Source organism: Arthrobacter sp. FW306-1B-G06A, from assembly GCF_058781765.1.
Genome location: NZ_JBYSXB010000003.1, coordinates 174454 through 188305, shown reverse-complemented (window position 1 = coordinate 188305; position 13852 = coordinate 174454). Strand labels below are relative to the sequence as shown.

13 protein-coding genes are annotated in these 13852 nt (G+C 60.4%); 7 read left to right on the top strand and 6 right to left on the bottom strand.

From position 1 onward, the window contains the following. Positions 1 to 255: 255 nt before the first annotated feature. The 3 genes from AC3WJM_RS02815 to AC3WJM_RS02805 all read left to right on the top strand — a co-directional run bounded on the left by AC3WJM_RS02815 (position 256) and on the right by AC3WJM_RS02805 (position 3744). Complete coding sequence (locus AC3WJM_RS02815) at positions 256 to 1770, top strand: MmgE/PrpD family protein (protein WP_492271160.1); 1515 nt, start codon at positions 256 to 258, stop codon at positions 1768 to 1770. Positions 1771 to 3117: 1347 nt separating this feature from the next. After that, complete coding sequence (locus AC3WJM_RS02810; RefSeq protein WP_492271159.1) at positions 3118 to 3417, top strand: hypothetical protein; 300 nt, start codon at positions 3118 to 3120, stop codon at positions 3415 to 3417. Positions 3418 to 3528: 111 nt separating this feature from the next. After that, positions 3529 to 3744 (top strand): hypothetical protein, encoded by a 216-nt coding sequence (locus AC3WJM_RS02805; protein WP_492271158.1) that lies wholly within the window; start codon positions 3529 to 3531, stop codon positions 3742 to 3744. 665 nt (positions 3745 to 4409) lie between these two features. On the opposite strand, the gene AC3WJM_RS02800 is transcribed toward AC3WJM_RS02805, so the two are convergent. The 4 genes from AC3WJM_RS02800 to AC3WJM_RS02785 form a co-directional block, all read right to left on the bottom strand. Next, positions 4410 to 5141: a cysteine hydrolase family protein gene (locus AC3WJM_RS02800; RefSeq protein WP_492271157.1), complete on the bottom strand. Its 732-nt coding sequence runs from the start codon at positions 5139 to 5141 to the stop codon at positions 4410 to 4412. 180 nt (positions 5142 to 5321) lie between these two features. Continuing rightward, positions 5322 to 6593, bottom strand: a complete 1272-nt coding sequence (locus AC3WJM_RS02795; protein WP_492271156.1) for a serine hydrolase domain-containing protein — start codon at positions 6591 to 6593, stop codon at positions 5322 to 5324. Between the two features lie 147 nt (positions 6594 to 6740). After that, positions 6741 to 7943: an NAD(P)/FAD-dependent oxidoreductase gene (locus AC3WJM_RS02790; protein ID WP_492271155.1), complete on the bottom strand. Its 1203-nt coding sequence runs from the start codon at positions 7941 to 7943 to the stop codon at positions 6741 to 6743. 2 nt (positions 7944 to 7945) lie between these two features. Then, complete coding sequence (locus AC3WJM_RS02785) at positions 7946 to 8140, bottom strand: ferredoxin (RefSeq protein WP_492271154.1); 195 nt, start codon at positions 8138 to 8140, stop codon at positions 7946 to 7948. A gap of 450 nt (positions 8141 to 8590) precedes the next feature. Here AC3WJM_RS02785 and AC3WJM_RS02780 point away from each other — a divergent pair, with 450 nt between their 5' ends. The 3 genes from AC3WJM_RS02780 (at position 8591) to AC3WJM_RS02770 (ending at position 11875) form a co-directional block, all read left to right on the top strand. Next, positions 8591 to 9643, top strand: coding sequence for an aldo/keto reductase (locus AC3WJM_RS02780; RefSeq protein WP_492271153.1), 1053 nt, complete (start codon positions 8591 to 8593; stop codon positions 9641 to 9643). A gap of 244 nt (positions 9644 to 9887) precedes the next feature. Then, positions 9888 to 10178: a hypothetical protein gene (locus tag AC3WJM_RS02775; RefSeq protein ID WP_492271152.1), complete on the top strand. Its 291-nt coding sequence runs from the start codon at positions 9888 to 9890 to the stop codon at positions 10176 to 10178. 1508 nt (positions 10179 to 11686) lie between these two features. Further along, a complete protein-coding gene (locus AC3WJM_RS02770) occupies positions 11687 to 11875 on the top strand; it encodes a hypothetical protein (RefSeq protein WP_492271151.1) in 189 nt (62 codons plus the stop codon). 493 nt (positions 11876 to 12368) lie between these two features. On the opposite strand, the gene AC3WJM_RS02765 is transcribed toward AC3WJM_RS02770, so the two are convergent. After that, positions 12369 to 12719, bottom strand: a complete 351-nt coding sequence (locus AC3WJM_RS02765; RefSeq protein ID WP_492271150.1) for a hypothetical protein — start codon at positions 12717 to 12719, stop codon at positions 12369 to 12371. A gap of 274 nt (positions 12720 to 12993) precedes the next feature. Here AC3WJM_RS02765 and AC3WJM_RS02760 point away from each other — a divergent pair, with 274 nt between their 5' ends. Beyond that, on the top strand, positions 12994 to 13182 hold the full coding sequence (locus AC3WJM_RS02760; protein ID WP_492271149.1) for a hypothetical protein: 189 nt from the start codon (positions 12994 to 12996) through the stop codon (positions 13180 to 13182). A 477-nt stretch (positions 13183 to 13659) separates the two neighbouring features. Here the strand turns inward: AC3WJM_RS02760 and AC3WJM_RS02755 are convergent, their stop codons facing one another. Then, positions 13660 to 13848 (bottom strand): hypothetical protein, encoded by a 189-nt coding sequence (locus AC3WJM_RS02755; RefSeq protein ID WP_492271148.1) that lies wholly within the window; start codon positions 13846 to 13848, stop codon positions 13660 to 13662. Between the last annotated feature and the right edge of the window lie 4 nt (positions 13849 to 13852).

The following is a 13852-nucleotide window of genomic DNA, read 5'->3' as shown; positions in this document are numbered from 1 at the left end:
GACCACATCGACGAAGGAACACCCGTGACACTCCGCATCGACACCACCCGCACCCACGTCATCGACACCCAGAGTCCAAGTGGGCGCCGGCCGATGGAGCTTTCATGACGTACGCCGTCCCGGATCGCTACTGTCTCCGCCGCACTAGGTTTATGCGACGCAGCGCTATCTTGCGCCCAAAGCGCTCCGCTGGCATCAAACGGTACGCGATGACATCACGAATAACATGAGTATAGATAACAACGGAGACAAAGAATGAACGATCTGCGCCGCCCTTCGCCTCGTGAGGCGCTCGACTCCCCCACCCGGGCCCTCGCTGAGTATTTCAGTGGGCTTAAGCTTGACGACGTACCGTCCGACGTACTACAAGAGGCCAAGCGGTTTGTCTTAGACATGATGGCCTGCACTGTAGCGGCCGCACGCACCGAGGTCGGGCCACTTGCCGTCAACCTGAGCCGATCGTTCGGGACAGGAGGGGAGGCATCGATCGCTGGAGCCGAGGAAAAGGCCAGTGTGCTCGCTGCGGCCTACGCCAACTCTCGTCTGGGCAACTCCATGGATTTCGAGGAGGCATACCCAGCCGGCGCTCATTTCGGTTGCGGCGCCTTTCCTTCAGCACTCTCCCTTGCGGAGGCCCGGCATGCCTCCGGCGCGGAATTCCTCCTCTCCGTTATCGCAGGATACGAACTCGGCGCCCGGGTCGCAGAGGCACCTGGCTACACGATGAAGGTGGCAGATGGCAAGATCATCGGACGCCCGGATGTGTGGGGCATCTCAACCCCCGTGACATTTGCTGCGGTCGGCGCCGCCGCCAAGATTTTAGGGCTGGATGCCCATCTGACCGACCAGGCATATGGGTTGGCGGGCGCCGCTACACCGGTGCCGAGCGGTGGAAAGATGGCAGAGCTCGCCGATCTGCCGAACACTAAGTACATCGACACCGGGTGGTGCACGGTCGCTGGCGTTTTCGGCGCCACCTCTGCCGCCGAGGGATCAACAGGGATTCCCGGGATTATGGACGGCGATCGCGGCCTATTTCGCATGGCGGGCGTTCCCAAGCCGGACATGGATGCGGTGGTCGGCGGGCTCGGTGAGCGCTGGCTGATCCGCAATATCATGTACAAGCAGTGGCCAGCATGCCGCTGGCTGCACTATCCGATGACGGCCTTGCGGCAGTGGCAGACGCAGCACTGGATCGACCCCGCCGACATTGAAGAGGTGGTCGTTGAGACGAATCCCTGTGCGATGATCCCCCAATTCCTCAACCAGGGGCCGTTGGATTTCTTCAGCCGGCAGGTCAGCTTCGCCCACGTCATGGCGATGATGCTTACCGGTGTGCCTGTGGGGCCAGAATGGCTTTCGGACGCCTCGGAGGACATGCCGCATGTGCGCCGGCTGCGGAAGGCTACACGTGTCATCGAACATCCGCGTTCCTGGGAAGTCGCCAAGCGGATGGAAGAAACAGGCGATGGGACTTTGCGTTTCGTGCCCAGTGCCGTGGTGATCAAGACATCCAGTTCGACTGTCCGTATCGAGGGGGAACTTGCGAGCGGAGACCCTTGGCAAGATGAGACGCGCTGGGGTGACGCCGAGATTGAAGCGAAGGTTCGCTCCTTGGTCGCTCCGGAGATTGCCGATCAACTTCTGCAATATGTGTGGAACCTTGAGCATCAGCCCGACCTACATGTCCTCGCCGACGTGCTGACACGAGCTGCTCGTGACCTACCGCCGCGGGCAGCGGCGGACTTGTTCCGGCCAAGAGCAAGCTGATCTCCTATTGTCGCTGGGACTGGTGCGAAGGCCGAGCTTAGCTCGAACAATTGAAGTAGGTTCGAAGCGCAGTCGAGAAGGCACTGTTCGCTGACGAGGTCGAATTTGGAAGAGTACCTCATAGCCTGGGGTGCTGCAGGATTGCAGAAGTCGGAGCAGCGGATACCTCAGCTCGCTCACGCAGAAGGGATTCCCATCGTCCCCGTGGGTGCTGGCACCGGCCTAACAGCCGGGGCCAGCACCCACGAGGGGCAAGTCGTCCTCGACCTCACCGTCCGCCCGGCACGGGTCACATAAACCCAGAAGCCCATGAGGCCATCCCTCGCTCGATCGGCTACCTTGTCGAGGAGCCCGGGGACTTCACGCTCAAGACCGACGGGGTCGATCGTGAGCTCGCGAATGTCTCCGGCCCCCAGCTTGTCGTTCCGCAGCTGAACGCCCGCTTCGCCGCCAGCGCGCCCAACGCTCGGTGGGGCTCGGTGTACGACGCAATGTACGGCTCCGACGTCATTGATGATGCGGAGGGACGCCACCGCACGTCCGGCTACGACTTTGTCCGCGGAGCCGCTGTCGTTGCTCGCGGACGGCAGTTCCTCGACTAGCACATCCCCCTCGCTAACGCCCCCAAGCAGAGGTCTCTGCTCACCGGATCCAGGACGGGGCACTCGTCGGTGAGACCGCCGACGGCGCGACGGGGCTCGCTGATCCCACCTAGCTCGCTAGGCTACTTTGGGCGCCACAGAGCCCCAGCCCGTGCTGCTCGTGCGCCACGGGCTGCACGTAGAGATCCAGATCAACCGGGCCGACCAAGTTGGTTCGGGCGGACACTGCCAGGGTGAAGGAAATCGCGCTGGAATCCGCAGTCACGACGATCATAGACCTCGATGACTCTGTGGCAGCCGTCGATGCCGAGGATAGGGTAGCCGGCTACCGCAATTGGTTGCAGCTGATGCACGGCCTCCTGACGGCGGAGGTCACCAGTGGCGGTCGCACCTATCACCGAGGAATGAACTCCGACCGCTCTTATACCGCCCCCGATGGTTCCGAGCTGACCAACGCCCGGACGCCTGCTGCTGCTCATCCGCCAGGTTTGGCACCTCATGACCAGCGATGGTGGTGCTCAACGAGGCCAGCGACCCGGCGCCTGAGGAGATCCTAGACCCTTTATTCGCCGCCTAGGCGCCGTGCACGACCTGCGAAGACCGCACGCTCGTCACAGCTCGCGGACCGGCTCCGTGAACATCGTGAAACCGAGGACACAACGCAAAGTAGCCGTCGCCTGCGCCCCTCCTCGCGGGCACAGAGTCAGTTCTGGGCCTCGATCCGCTCACTCTGAAGATCGGGATCATGGGCGAGGTTCGCCGCACACCGGTGAACCTCAAGGCGTGCAGCTTGGAGGCGCGGGATCGCCTAGTCTTCATCAACACGCGGTTCCTGGACCACACTGGAGACGAGATCCATCCTTCGATGTTAGCCAGGCCCATGGTGCGCAAGGCAGACATGCGCAGCTCAGTTTGGATCGTTGATATCGGACTGGAGTGCGGGTTCCGCGGACGTGCCCAGATCGGCAAAGGGATGTGGGAGGCTCCGGATAGCCTGGGGGACATGCCCGCCCAGGCAATCCGCTTCTGGCGCCAACTGCGCTAAGGTTCCTTCGCGTATCGCAGCGACCCTCCATGCGATCCATTACCACCTGGTCGACGTCGATGTTGGCAGGCCCGAGCTCAGCGGATCGCGCCGCTCCACGTCACGCCCCTGATGGAGGCCCGTGCCACCTGCCGCATCAGTTCCCCGCACAGCTCCAACTGGCCCCTCCACGGCATCATCACAGAGGAAGAGGTGGAAGTCTCCCTGCGACGCATGGCCGTGGTCGTCAATCAGCAGAATGCGTCCGAACCCGATTACACGCCAATATCCCCACGATTGACACCGTGCGTTCCCCACGGCCAACCACCTCACGAGGAGCGCTTATGAGCATAAATCTCGCCGCCGACCAATCCATCGGCGCAGAGGCACTCGCGACTGGTCAGCACCTCGGCTTCAAGCCGCGCTGACGGCCGTCGCGCTTGATGCGGGGGTGCATGTCGTCGCAGCGCGCCAGGACGGTGCCTCCAACAACCGTTTCGAGATCGTACACGGCAAGACCTACGGCGCCCTCGCTCTCGGGATGGACTCGCGGGCCTGATGGAGCGCGCCGAGCAGCAGGCCTAGTTCATCGCAGCGACAGCAACAGTTCTCGGTGGCCGCTTGATACCAATGCCCGGCGGCGTGCTCACGCGCGACCAAAACGGAGACCGCCGAGATTGTCGGTCCCGAGACGGACGGTTGCTGGAATGGGAAGTGTCGGGCGCTGCTCGCCACCGGGGTCCTTGCAGACGCGATCGCGGCGAAAGACCGCCTTCAGAATCTGGTCGAACAAGCCTCGTAGCCGGAGACGAACCGGCTCTGGCGCACGTTCCTGTCGATCGTGGAAAGAATTCGAAGTCCTCATCGTCACGGGTGCGACAACGGCATGAACATCCATCACGGCAGAACATTCACCACGAACTGTGAAGGGCCGTCATCGTCTATTCTTCCGATCAGATAATGACGTTGGCACCCCCTTCTGACAATCCCCGAACCGGCTGGACTTCCTGTCGTCAGGCTCCTACTGTAGGGGTATCAATCGGGGGGCGTACTGTAGCAGGCTGAATCTGGGCCAAGACATCGTTGCAACTACGAACTAAAGCGAAATTCCTATCTAAGTGCACCATAGCTGAATCGTGCCATTTTTTGTTAGTGGCCGCACACCCGTCCTCGACAAGTAAGACTCGGTACCCTAGGTCGCCAGCTCCGCGGGTACTTGTTTCGACACAACCGTTTGTGGTAACTCCTACAATGATAAGCGTATCTATGCCCAAATCCTTCAGGATGGAGTCAACATTCGTCGAATTGAATACGCCAGAGGTCGTCTTATCGACTACAAGCTCGCCTTTTTGTGGCGAAAGTTCGGGAAGAAACTGACTTTCAATATCTTCGAAAGCGGCAATAGAGTTCAGATGCTTGAGACGCCAGGCGGAGTCCGAACCATCTGTCGCCTTTGGACGAATCCGCACATGGACCACAGGAAGATCAGCCGATCTACACCGCTCGAGCAGGCGCGCGATGTTGGGAATTACAGTTGTTTCCAGACGGTGAAAGTAATTCTCTACGTCCGGCGTCAAGGACCCGTTACCTAGCTCCTTTCCTTTCGCCCCCATCCCATAATCTCGATGTGCAAAAAGATACTGCATGTCGATGATCATCAGAGCGGTCGAGGCCTCCGTCACAGTAAAATCTGGCAGCTGTCCGACCCCAACTAACGCTCCCTCTTGTTTGAAGGTGTTACTCACTCTTCATGCCCCTATTCTTTCTAATTCTCATTCCAAAATCGTTCCAATGCCCGAGGACGATGTAGTCTTTGGTATCTTGTTGGCGGAACACCCACTCGCGAAATTCAAAATCCGGCAAGGAAATAGGCTCAAGCATAGGAGACCTCGTCCCTTGCTTCTATAGAAACGGCTGAGGTGGCCCTAATTTCGTAGCATTTGTCCGAGCGCAGAAAGCATCGGCGATGTGATTGGGTCAAGCGCGTTGGCTAGGACATTAGGGTGGGAAGAGAGGCGAACCACGACCATTTCCGCTTCTGGCGCAACGTAGAGCCGCTGGCCATGAATCCCACCGGCCATGAATGCGCCCAAGTCATTGTGAGTCACATACCACATGTTTCGGTACGAAGAGCCGCGCGAAACTCTGGGGACCACTGGCGCGAGGTCAGCGGGGTTGCCACCACGCTGAATCTCCTGAACCACCGCAGCTGGAATCAACTGCTTGCCGTTCCAATCCCCTTCACGCCGCATCAACTCCCCGAACCGGGCGAGGTCCCGCACGGTCGCGCTCAATCCGATACCCGCCATCGGCATACCGGCCTGATCGATGATCAGAGAGCCATCTTCTTCGCAGCCGAGAGGGGCCCAGATGCGTTCGCTCAACTGTTCTGCAAAAGACCGACCGGTGACCCGTGCCATGACCCAGGCCATGACTTCGGTGTTGACCGTCTGGTACGCATACGCTCCGCCGTGCGGCGCCGATTTTTGCACGGTTTGGAGGTATTCACACAGAGAGTGCGCACCTTCGTAATCGCGCGGCTTTGGAAGCAGTCCCCCTGAGCGGGCATAGTCCCAGACATCGGAGGCCGGATCGTCATAATCTTCGGAGTACGCCAGGCCGGTCTTCATGTCCATCACGTGGCCGAGCGTGACGCCCTCCCACGCTGTACCACGCAGCTCCGGGAGGTAATGCGAGACCGTCCTACTGTAGTCGAGTGCCCCTTCATGGACCAGTGAAGCCGCAAGCGGCCCTACATATGACTTAGTGATCGAAAAGCCGGCGTGGGGCCGCTCAGGGGTTAGCACACCGAAATAGCGTTCGTAGACTACTCGGCCGCGATGCAGGACCAGAATCCCGTCAGTGTAGGTGTCGTACAGCGCGTCCTCCCAGCCGTGGGGGCGACCGTCTAGGTCCATGAAGGTGAGCGCTTCGATTGCCGCGGCATCGGCCGCCGACGGGGTGCCCAATGACACCCGAGTCGAGTCGCCGCGCCAGACCGCCGCGGTCGGTACCAGTTCGCGCATATGCGAAAAGCTCCAGCGGAGTCGGGGGAAATCGAAAAACTGGTCGCTCGCGAAGGTGACCTGCTTGTCCACCGGAGGCGGGAAGCCCTCCATCCAACCTAGCGCGCGCGGATCAGAAGCCCGAGCATCTGGATACGCAAGACCGTTAAATTCGAATATATCTGTAGTCATTTCGCTCTCTTTTTCCTCACACACCTCGCTCGATCATTCAAGCTGACCGAGCCGTCGATGCTTCTCAAAAGTTGATTCGGAATAGAATCCGCTACGCCTAGCCAATCGATCTTGATCAGGACGGATCTCGTTTAGCACCTGTCAGATCTAGAGAGCTGCGGCCGCACCATGCTGGGATAGCGCGGCTATCGGCTGTCCGACCAGTGCACGTTCGGCTCGCAGTTCTTTAGGCATGTTCCACCCCAAGACACCGGAGATACGGTCGTTGCGGATGTAGTGGGCAATGAAGCGCCCTTCGTGATAGTCACCACGGACGACTGAGACATGACAATCCGAAGAGAAAGTGCCGTAGGCTTGAATCTTTGTATCGTATTGGTCGGTCCAGAAATAAGGAATTGGGACGAACGGTATGTCTGCGCCGAGCAGATTAGTAGCGGCCGCGATCGCTTGCTCAGTGGCATTCAGGCGGTGCTCCACGCGGACATAGGCGCCCAGCGAGGGGTGCCACCAGCGCGCGACGTCGCCGGCTGCGTAGACTCCAGGCCGGGCACGGCATGTAGAGTCACACACGATGCCATTGTCAAGGCTAAGGCCACTGCTGGCGAGCCAGTCCGTCGCTGGTGATGAACCGATGGCAACGAGTACGACGTCGGCCGGGAGGGAAAGGCCCGATGAGAGCTCCACTCCCGTCACCGCGCCATCGCCGTCGCCGTGCAAGCGACCGACACCGACACCGCAGTGAATTTCGACTCCGTGTTGGCGGTGCAGCGCCGCCACCTGCCCTCCTATATCCCCCCCAAGTTGCCGTACAAGCGGAGCGGGCAGCGGATCCACAATGGAGACATGCAGCCCGATCTGCCGGGCCGAGGCTGCGACCTCGCAGCCGAGGAAGCCAGCGCCTATTACGACGAGGCGTCTGCCCGGCCGCAGGTCCGCTCGCAGGGCGAGTGCGTCATCGACAGTACGCAGAACATGCACCCCGGCGAGTTCGTGTCCAAAGGGTAGACGGCGTGCTGAGACGCCAGTCGCGATGATGAGTCCGTCATAGGCGAGGTGCTCACCGGACTGCAGCATGACGCTGCGTTCGTTCATGTCAAGTGCGACCGCGCGGGTGCCGAGGCGCATGTCAACATCGAGATGATCGAGCGCAACCGCGTCTCGGAAAGTCAGCTGATCGGCGCCCAGCGTCCCCATGAGCAGCTGCTTCGAGAGCGGTGGGCGATCATATGGGGGATAGGGTTCGTCGCCGATCAAGCTGATTGAGCCTTCGAAACCTTGGCGACGAAGTGTCTCAACGGCCGTTAGGCCACCCACTGACGCCCCGACGACGACAACGCGGCCGAGCCCCACGGTCACTCTTCGACTCGGATCGCGGCTGCAGGGCAGAGTATCGCTGCCCTGCGCACCTGCTCATACAGTTCAGCAGGCGGCTCAGCGTCTAGGAGCACGACGACGCCGTCCTCATCTCGCTGATCAAACACCCTCGCCGCAGCCACAACACATTGGCCGCCTGCCACGCATTTCTCCTGGTCAACTTCGATTCGCATTTTCCACCAGCCCTTTCAGCATCCTCTCGAGACCTTCCACGTCTCGAGGCCGTGCCACGTCTATTTCTAATCACGCTAGGTGCTGCTCCAAGTTGGGTCCAATACCGAAAGTTGGGCTCGCTGAGACTGACTTGGTATCAGCTGAGGGTCGAACGTCGAGCCAATAGAATTCCTACCGCCTGACCGAGACATAGCAGAGAGGAATGAATCAACACGAACTTGGTCTTGGAGGATGCGACTGAACAGCGCATATGGTTTCTACGGAAAGTAGCTCAACCTAATTGACAGGATTCATGGGCTGAGCCTCGCGTGCATTTTCGCGGGCAAGTATCTACATGCAGACTTTCCCGGTGCCATCGAAGGTACCCGGCCCGATTAGGCGCAGGGTACGCGGCGAACAAGAACCATATTGGCTAAAGGGCTGCATAGAAATTTCGGGATTAGAGGACAATGATCAGAACGACGCTACTGGGTCCCCTTGGTTTGAAAGTTAGTGCTCAAGGACTGGGATGCCAGAACCTGACGGGCAGCTATGGAAGGCCATTTGACGAAAAGACCGCGCTTGCGACGGTCAACACGGCCTTTGACCTCGGTGTCACGCTCTTCGATACCGCCGACGAGTACGGTAGCCATAGGGAAAGGACCGAACCGTATGCTGGCTTCGGAGCAAACGAGAGGTTCGTCGGCAGGGCGATTCGGACGCGCCGCGATCAAGTGGTCTTGACTAGCAAATTCGGGTTCCTTGACCCTGCAGAAGTAACGAACGGTCGCACGATCCGTGGAGACCGCGAATACATCCGAAAAGCCTGCTCCGACTCGCTCCTACGCCTCGGCGTCGAACATATTGACCTCTACATCTGTCATCGCCTCGACCCGCTCGTCCAGGTGGAGGAGGTCATCGGTGCCATGGCCGAGTTGGTTGAAGAAGGCAAGGTGCGTTACCTCGGCTTGTCAGCCGTATCGGCAGATTCTCTTCGAAAAGCCGCGGCGGTGCACCCCATTACAGCTCTCGAGAGCGAATGGTCCCTGTGGACCCGAGATCTTGAGTACGAGGTGCTGCAGACCGCGAGAGAACTCAACGTCGGAGTCATGCCGTACGCACCGCTCGGACGAGGATTCCTGACCGGTCAGCTCCAAACCTTCGAGGATTTGGCTGAGGACGATCCCCGACGTCGGTCACCCCGGTTCCAAGGCGAAAACTTTGCCAGGAATCTTGAACTCGTCAAACACATCACTGAGATAGCCACACGCAAGGGGTGCACCGCAGCGCAGCTCGCTCTTGCTTGGCTGCAGAAGCAAGGTGATTTTGTTGTCCCGATTCCGGGCGCCGATCAACCCGCTTTTGTGGCCGAAAATGTGGGGGCCCTGGATGTTGAATTGACAGATGCCGAAATTGCACGCATCGACGACTTGTTCCCCTTGAATGCAGCAGCTGGTGCACGATACGCCGACATGTCCGTTGTTAGCGACGCGGCGCCGCCCGATGCTGTCCTTCAGAAATAGCCAGGGCTCCAGTCGGGAGTTTCCCCTAACGGGCCGAACTCGGAATACGGGCACGCTCTGCTTTCTGACGAGACCGCGCGGCGGTCCTGTTGGTTGAGTGACCCTCCTTCTTAATACGCGTGCCACCTTTTGGACCGTCATGAGCGTAGCTAGGGAGCTCCCGCCCAAGAGTCGGACCCCGCTCGATTACTAGTACTCCACTGAAAGGATCATCGCGGATGTCCGTGGCCCTGGGGGTCCAATCATGAATGAGCATAGCCTGCGAAAAATTCAAATACGGCGCTGGGCTTCATTATGCAAGGGAGACCAAATTGAGTTGGTGCACGCTTGGAGACCCCGGCACTCCGGGGTGGTCGACGATCGCAATTGGGACGGCAGCATCATCTGGATCGTTGACCATATCGGCGAACGGCGGCTCCTCCATATTGCTGACGGCTTCGATTTGCGAGTGACGTCTTCGGCCGAAGACCAACTACGCACCGTGACCGATCTGTGCCATGGACTGCCTCAAAGCTATACAGGGCCGGAGGAATGAATGATGGCCATGCAGAAATTACGGATAGTCATTGAGGCGGACGCTCCGCTCCCGGGCCGGACGGTTGTGGAGCGGCTGGTCCGCGCGATCGAGGACGTGGAGGTCGAGCCGGCAACGGATCCCAACGACGCAGGTCCTGCGAGGCACACCGATTGCCTCAGGTCGGCCGGTCCTCTTCGAGAGTTCTGGCATGTCGCGGAAAGACCTCGTGGTGGCCGAAGCCATTCTGGTAGCCAGATATTCTGGCATCCGGGGTCGTTTGACCGTCGCCCTCAACCACGGAGCGCCGTTTGTTTTTATGATGCCGTTTGTGTTCATGAGGGAGAAACAAGGTGGTAACAGGACCGGGTGACGGACAGGTCCAAACAGCCACCGAGACACCTGAGGCTTTCAAGACGTGGCAACCTGCAGATTGGGCACCACTCGAAGGATTGAACGTCGAAGTTTATGAAAACGGAAGGTTCATCGACCGTGGCAGAGTAGAAGCCGTAACAAACGACGGATGCATTCTGTGGCTGGCACAGGAAGGAATAGATTCCCGCCGGCTGGTGGAGCAAATGCCCGGAACCGACGTAATTGTCATTCCAGGTCGTCGATTCCGTTGACTGACAGGCGGGCGTTTTAGCGGTCGGTTGCACCGGAGCCGTCACTCGGAATCAGTTGAACCTGGCAACGGCGTTCTGATTAAGGGAGCGTAGGCCATAATAGCCTTGGTCCACGGCACGACCCATCAACATTTTTCTGCCCGCCATATCGACCGGCCACCGCACCGGGAATCAGCATGTACCGGACGGCTCCGAGGTCCCATTCGGCCTCACCCAAGTTCGATTTGCTCTGAATCAGAGCAGGCCTGAGCGTTCCGGTCATCCCGCTTAATCAATCGCACTGTAGATATTGCACCCGCCGAAAGGACAATCCTTGGCAGAGCCGGATCAAGGCGGCCCGCTCCTGGAGGAGCAGCGTAACAAAGAGACAGAGAAGCATCCCCTGGTGTTCTGGGCAGGTCTTAGCCCCGGTGATGTCGTGTCGCTTCGAGGGCTCGGCATGCGGGACTGGGTCGGGACAATCGAGTCCAGAACCGATGACGGGCTCGTGATCTGGATAAGAGACGCCAACAACGTGAGGAGATCTTTCCATTTTCGTGAATGCCAATCGTTGCGCGTCATCGGGTGATCAGCGGAAATTCTCATCCGGCGAGGCCGACCTGCTCCCGGCCGGCTTGTGAACGCTGCTTGGTGGCCAAACCCGGGTGCCTGTTGGAGTTCGGCTTCCGGCCGGGGGTTTGTCAGGGCCAACGAACGGTTACATCGGCAGGATGCCGTCGGACCGCGTCGACGGCTGTTCCGCTGCCGCTTCCGCGGGTGGCGGAACCGCGTCTGAGTCATCCTTGATGGAGACGACGCACGAGTTGTTGGTGATGTTGTTGATGTTTTCCGTTGTGATGTTGATGGCTGCCGAACGGTTTCTGAGCTTTTGGATGAGTTCCTTCTGCGGCCAGAAGAGCTCCCATGAACGAATCGAAGGTCATCCAGCCGCTGGCCCGCACGAAGGCGCTGATCTTTTGGTGGTCCCGGGTGCGCATGCCGAAGGACAGTAAACGTGACGTCCCCGAGCGGGTCGACGGTCGGGTCGAAGTAGCTTCCGAAGATCCTGAGCCGTTCCACGAACAACGGCATCCCGGGATCCGCGTTGTGTAGCCCGGCCCGTTCCAGCAGGCCGACGACGAGACGGTCCGCCGTTGATCGGGTGATGGAGTTTCCCGAAGCTGGCCATGGCCAAGGCGTTTCCGAGGGTCGTCGCCTCCCACCAGACGAAGCAGGATCGTCGTCGGTGTCGGCCTTCACCGGGTAGCCGGCCTTCTCCAGCCGCGCGAACACTGTCTCGGTGTCTTCGACACCGTTCCTGCGGAGCAGGGTGTGGGCCACCTCCATCAAACCAGCGCACGGCACTGTTCCGCCGTGTGCGCAGGGATGGTTTCCTCAGCCCGGCGGCCGGTCGGGCCGCCAAGTCCGGTCCGCTGACCGTTGTCGCGATTCCCGGTGCGCTTTCGGCGTGGCCGTCGGAGACATGACGGCCGGGCACCGTTGCGGCGGGGCCGCCTGTTCCCGTGTCCGAAGTTTCCTTTGAACCCGATGCGCTGCTCCGTGCTGAGCTGCTCCCCTCATTTGTGTGGCTAGGTTGTGTAGCGGCTCAGGCCGTTCTTACCCCTCTCGGACCTACGGCTGTTCCTGGGCGGGACTTCCTGGCTTTGGCGGCGCCCTTGCCCATGGTCACGGTTGCGCTGGGGGTGTCCCTTCGCTGCGGGCCGCGGCGAGGCGTCCGCGGATCTGGGTTCATTCGCGCCGGTGGTGGCCAGGGACTCGGCGAATTTCTCGCGTGTTCGGCCGAGCCGTACCCGGCGGCCGAGGTGCTCTCCGCTTTCAGGCCCTGGCCCTTCAGCCGGCCGCTGTTGTTGCCGGTGACACGGTTCTCGATCTCGCGGCCGACGCCCTCCATCCAGGCGAAGAGTTCCTCCTCGGCACGTTCGTACCGCTGTTCCACGGACGCCGGCCAGGAATCTGGCGTCGTGCATGTCCTTGGCGGCTTTCACGAACGCGGAATCCTTGAAGTGGGAGTTGTCGGCGCCGTTGACGTTTGCGGTGGTTACCTTCCGCAGTTGGTCAAGGTCGGTCCTTTGACGCGTCCTTGCCGATGAGGAACATCCGTTCCTGTACGGTGGCGTCCGCTGCTTCCAGTGCCGTGGGGGTCTTGCTGTGTATGCGGTCTGGAGTGCCTGTGCCAGGTCGGGGTTGGCCAGAAACCCGACAGGCACCTGGTGGCGTTCCATTCCCGGGGCCAGTGTCGCGGCCTGGGCGCGGAGATCTTCGGCGCGGGACGCTGCGAGCAGCCCCATGGCCTTCTCGTGTTCGGCGGCCGCCTTCCGGGTCTCTCCCTGGCTGCGTGCCAGTTCATCCTGCCGGGCATGCTCCGTCGTGATGGCCTGGATCCCCGATTCGAGCCATGAACAACATGGCGGTTCCCGCAATCGACGGCAGAGCGAGCGGTTTGCCGTGTTGCGGTGGTGCGCCCAACTGCGCGGTGCGGGACAGTTCGTCCGAGGTGGCCGCCAACGGCCCGAGCGTCGGTTCAGCCCGGCGATATCGCTCACTGCTGATCCGTCAGCGCACCCTCTTCCGCGCGCAAGCTCAGCGAACAGTGCCACACCTCTGGCACCAAAGGCCGTCGCCGTGAGCGTTGGCTCACGGCGAAGTCATGTTGTCGATCGGGTCCACCTTGATGAACGATCGTGAGTGGGAAGAATTGCGAGGAATGTAAGGAGACATTCGAGCCGTCGCGCACGTCGCAGCGGTTCTGCTCAGCCCGGTGTGCCAACAGAAAGCGAGATCGTCGACGGCGGAACCGGACTGCCGGAGCGAGTCCAGCGCTGCCCTTCGCTGCTGCCCAGGACAGGGTCATCGAACCTGAAGCTCATCTTGGAAACCTAGGAACCAGACTCACCGCCGATCTCGCCGCCAGCAAGCAGACCCAGGATCTCCTTCATGCCCATCTCCGCTCCCAGTCCACCGTCGTCGACCACCTCGAAGCCGAGAACGCTGACCAACGCGCAACCATCAAAAGCCTCCAAACAGAGATCGGCCGCCTTAAGACCATCCAGCAAGCCGACGCGCACGACT

Excerpts from the sequence above, each read along its gene's own strand:
- AC3WJM_RS02815 (WP_492271160.1), top strand. The coding sequence starts at position 256 with ATGAACGATCTGCGCCGCCCTTCGCCTCGTGAGGCGCTCGACTCCCCC.
- AC3WJM_RS02810 (WP_492271159.1), top strand. The coding sequence starts at position 3,118 with ATGGGCGAGGTTCGCCGCACACCGGTGAACCTCAAGGCGTGCAGCTTG.
- AC3WJM_RS02805 (WP_492271158.1), top strand. The coding sequence starts at position 3,529 with ATGGAGGCCCGTGCCACCTGCCGCATCAGTTCCCCGCACAGCTCCAAC.
- AC3WJM_RS02795 (WP_492271156.1), bottom strand. The coding sequence starts at position 6,593 with ATGACTACAGATATATTCGAATTTAACGGTCTTGCGTATCCAGATGCT.
- AC3WJM_RS02785 (WP_492271154.1), bottom strand. The coding sequence starts at position 8,140 with ATGCGAATCGAAGTTGACCAGGAGAAATGCGTGGCAGGCGGCCAATGT.
- AC3WJM_RS02780 (WP_492271153.1), top strand. The coding sequence starts at position 8,591 with ATGATCAGAACGACGCTACTGGGTCCCCTTGGTTTGAAAGTTAGTGCT.
- AC3WJM_RS02775 (WP_492271152.1), top strand. The coding sequence starts at position 9,888 with ATGAATGAGCATAGCCTGCGAAAAATTCAAATACGGCGCTGGGCTTCA.
- AC3WJM_RS02770 (WP_492271151.1), top strand. The coding sequence starts at position 11,687 with ATGAACGAATCGAAGGTCATCCAGCCGCTGGCCCGCACGAAGGCGCTG.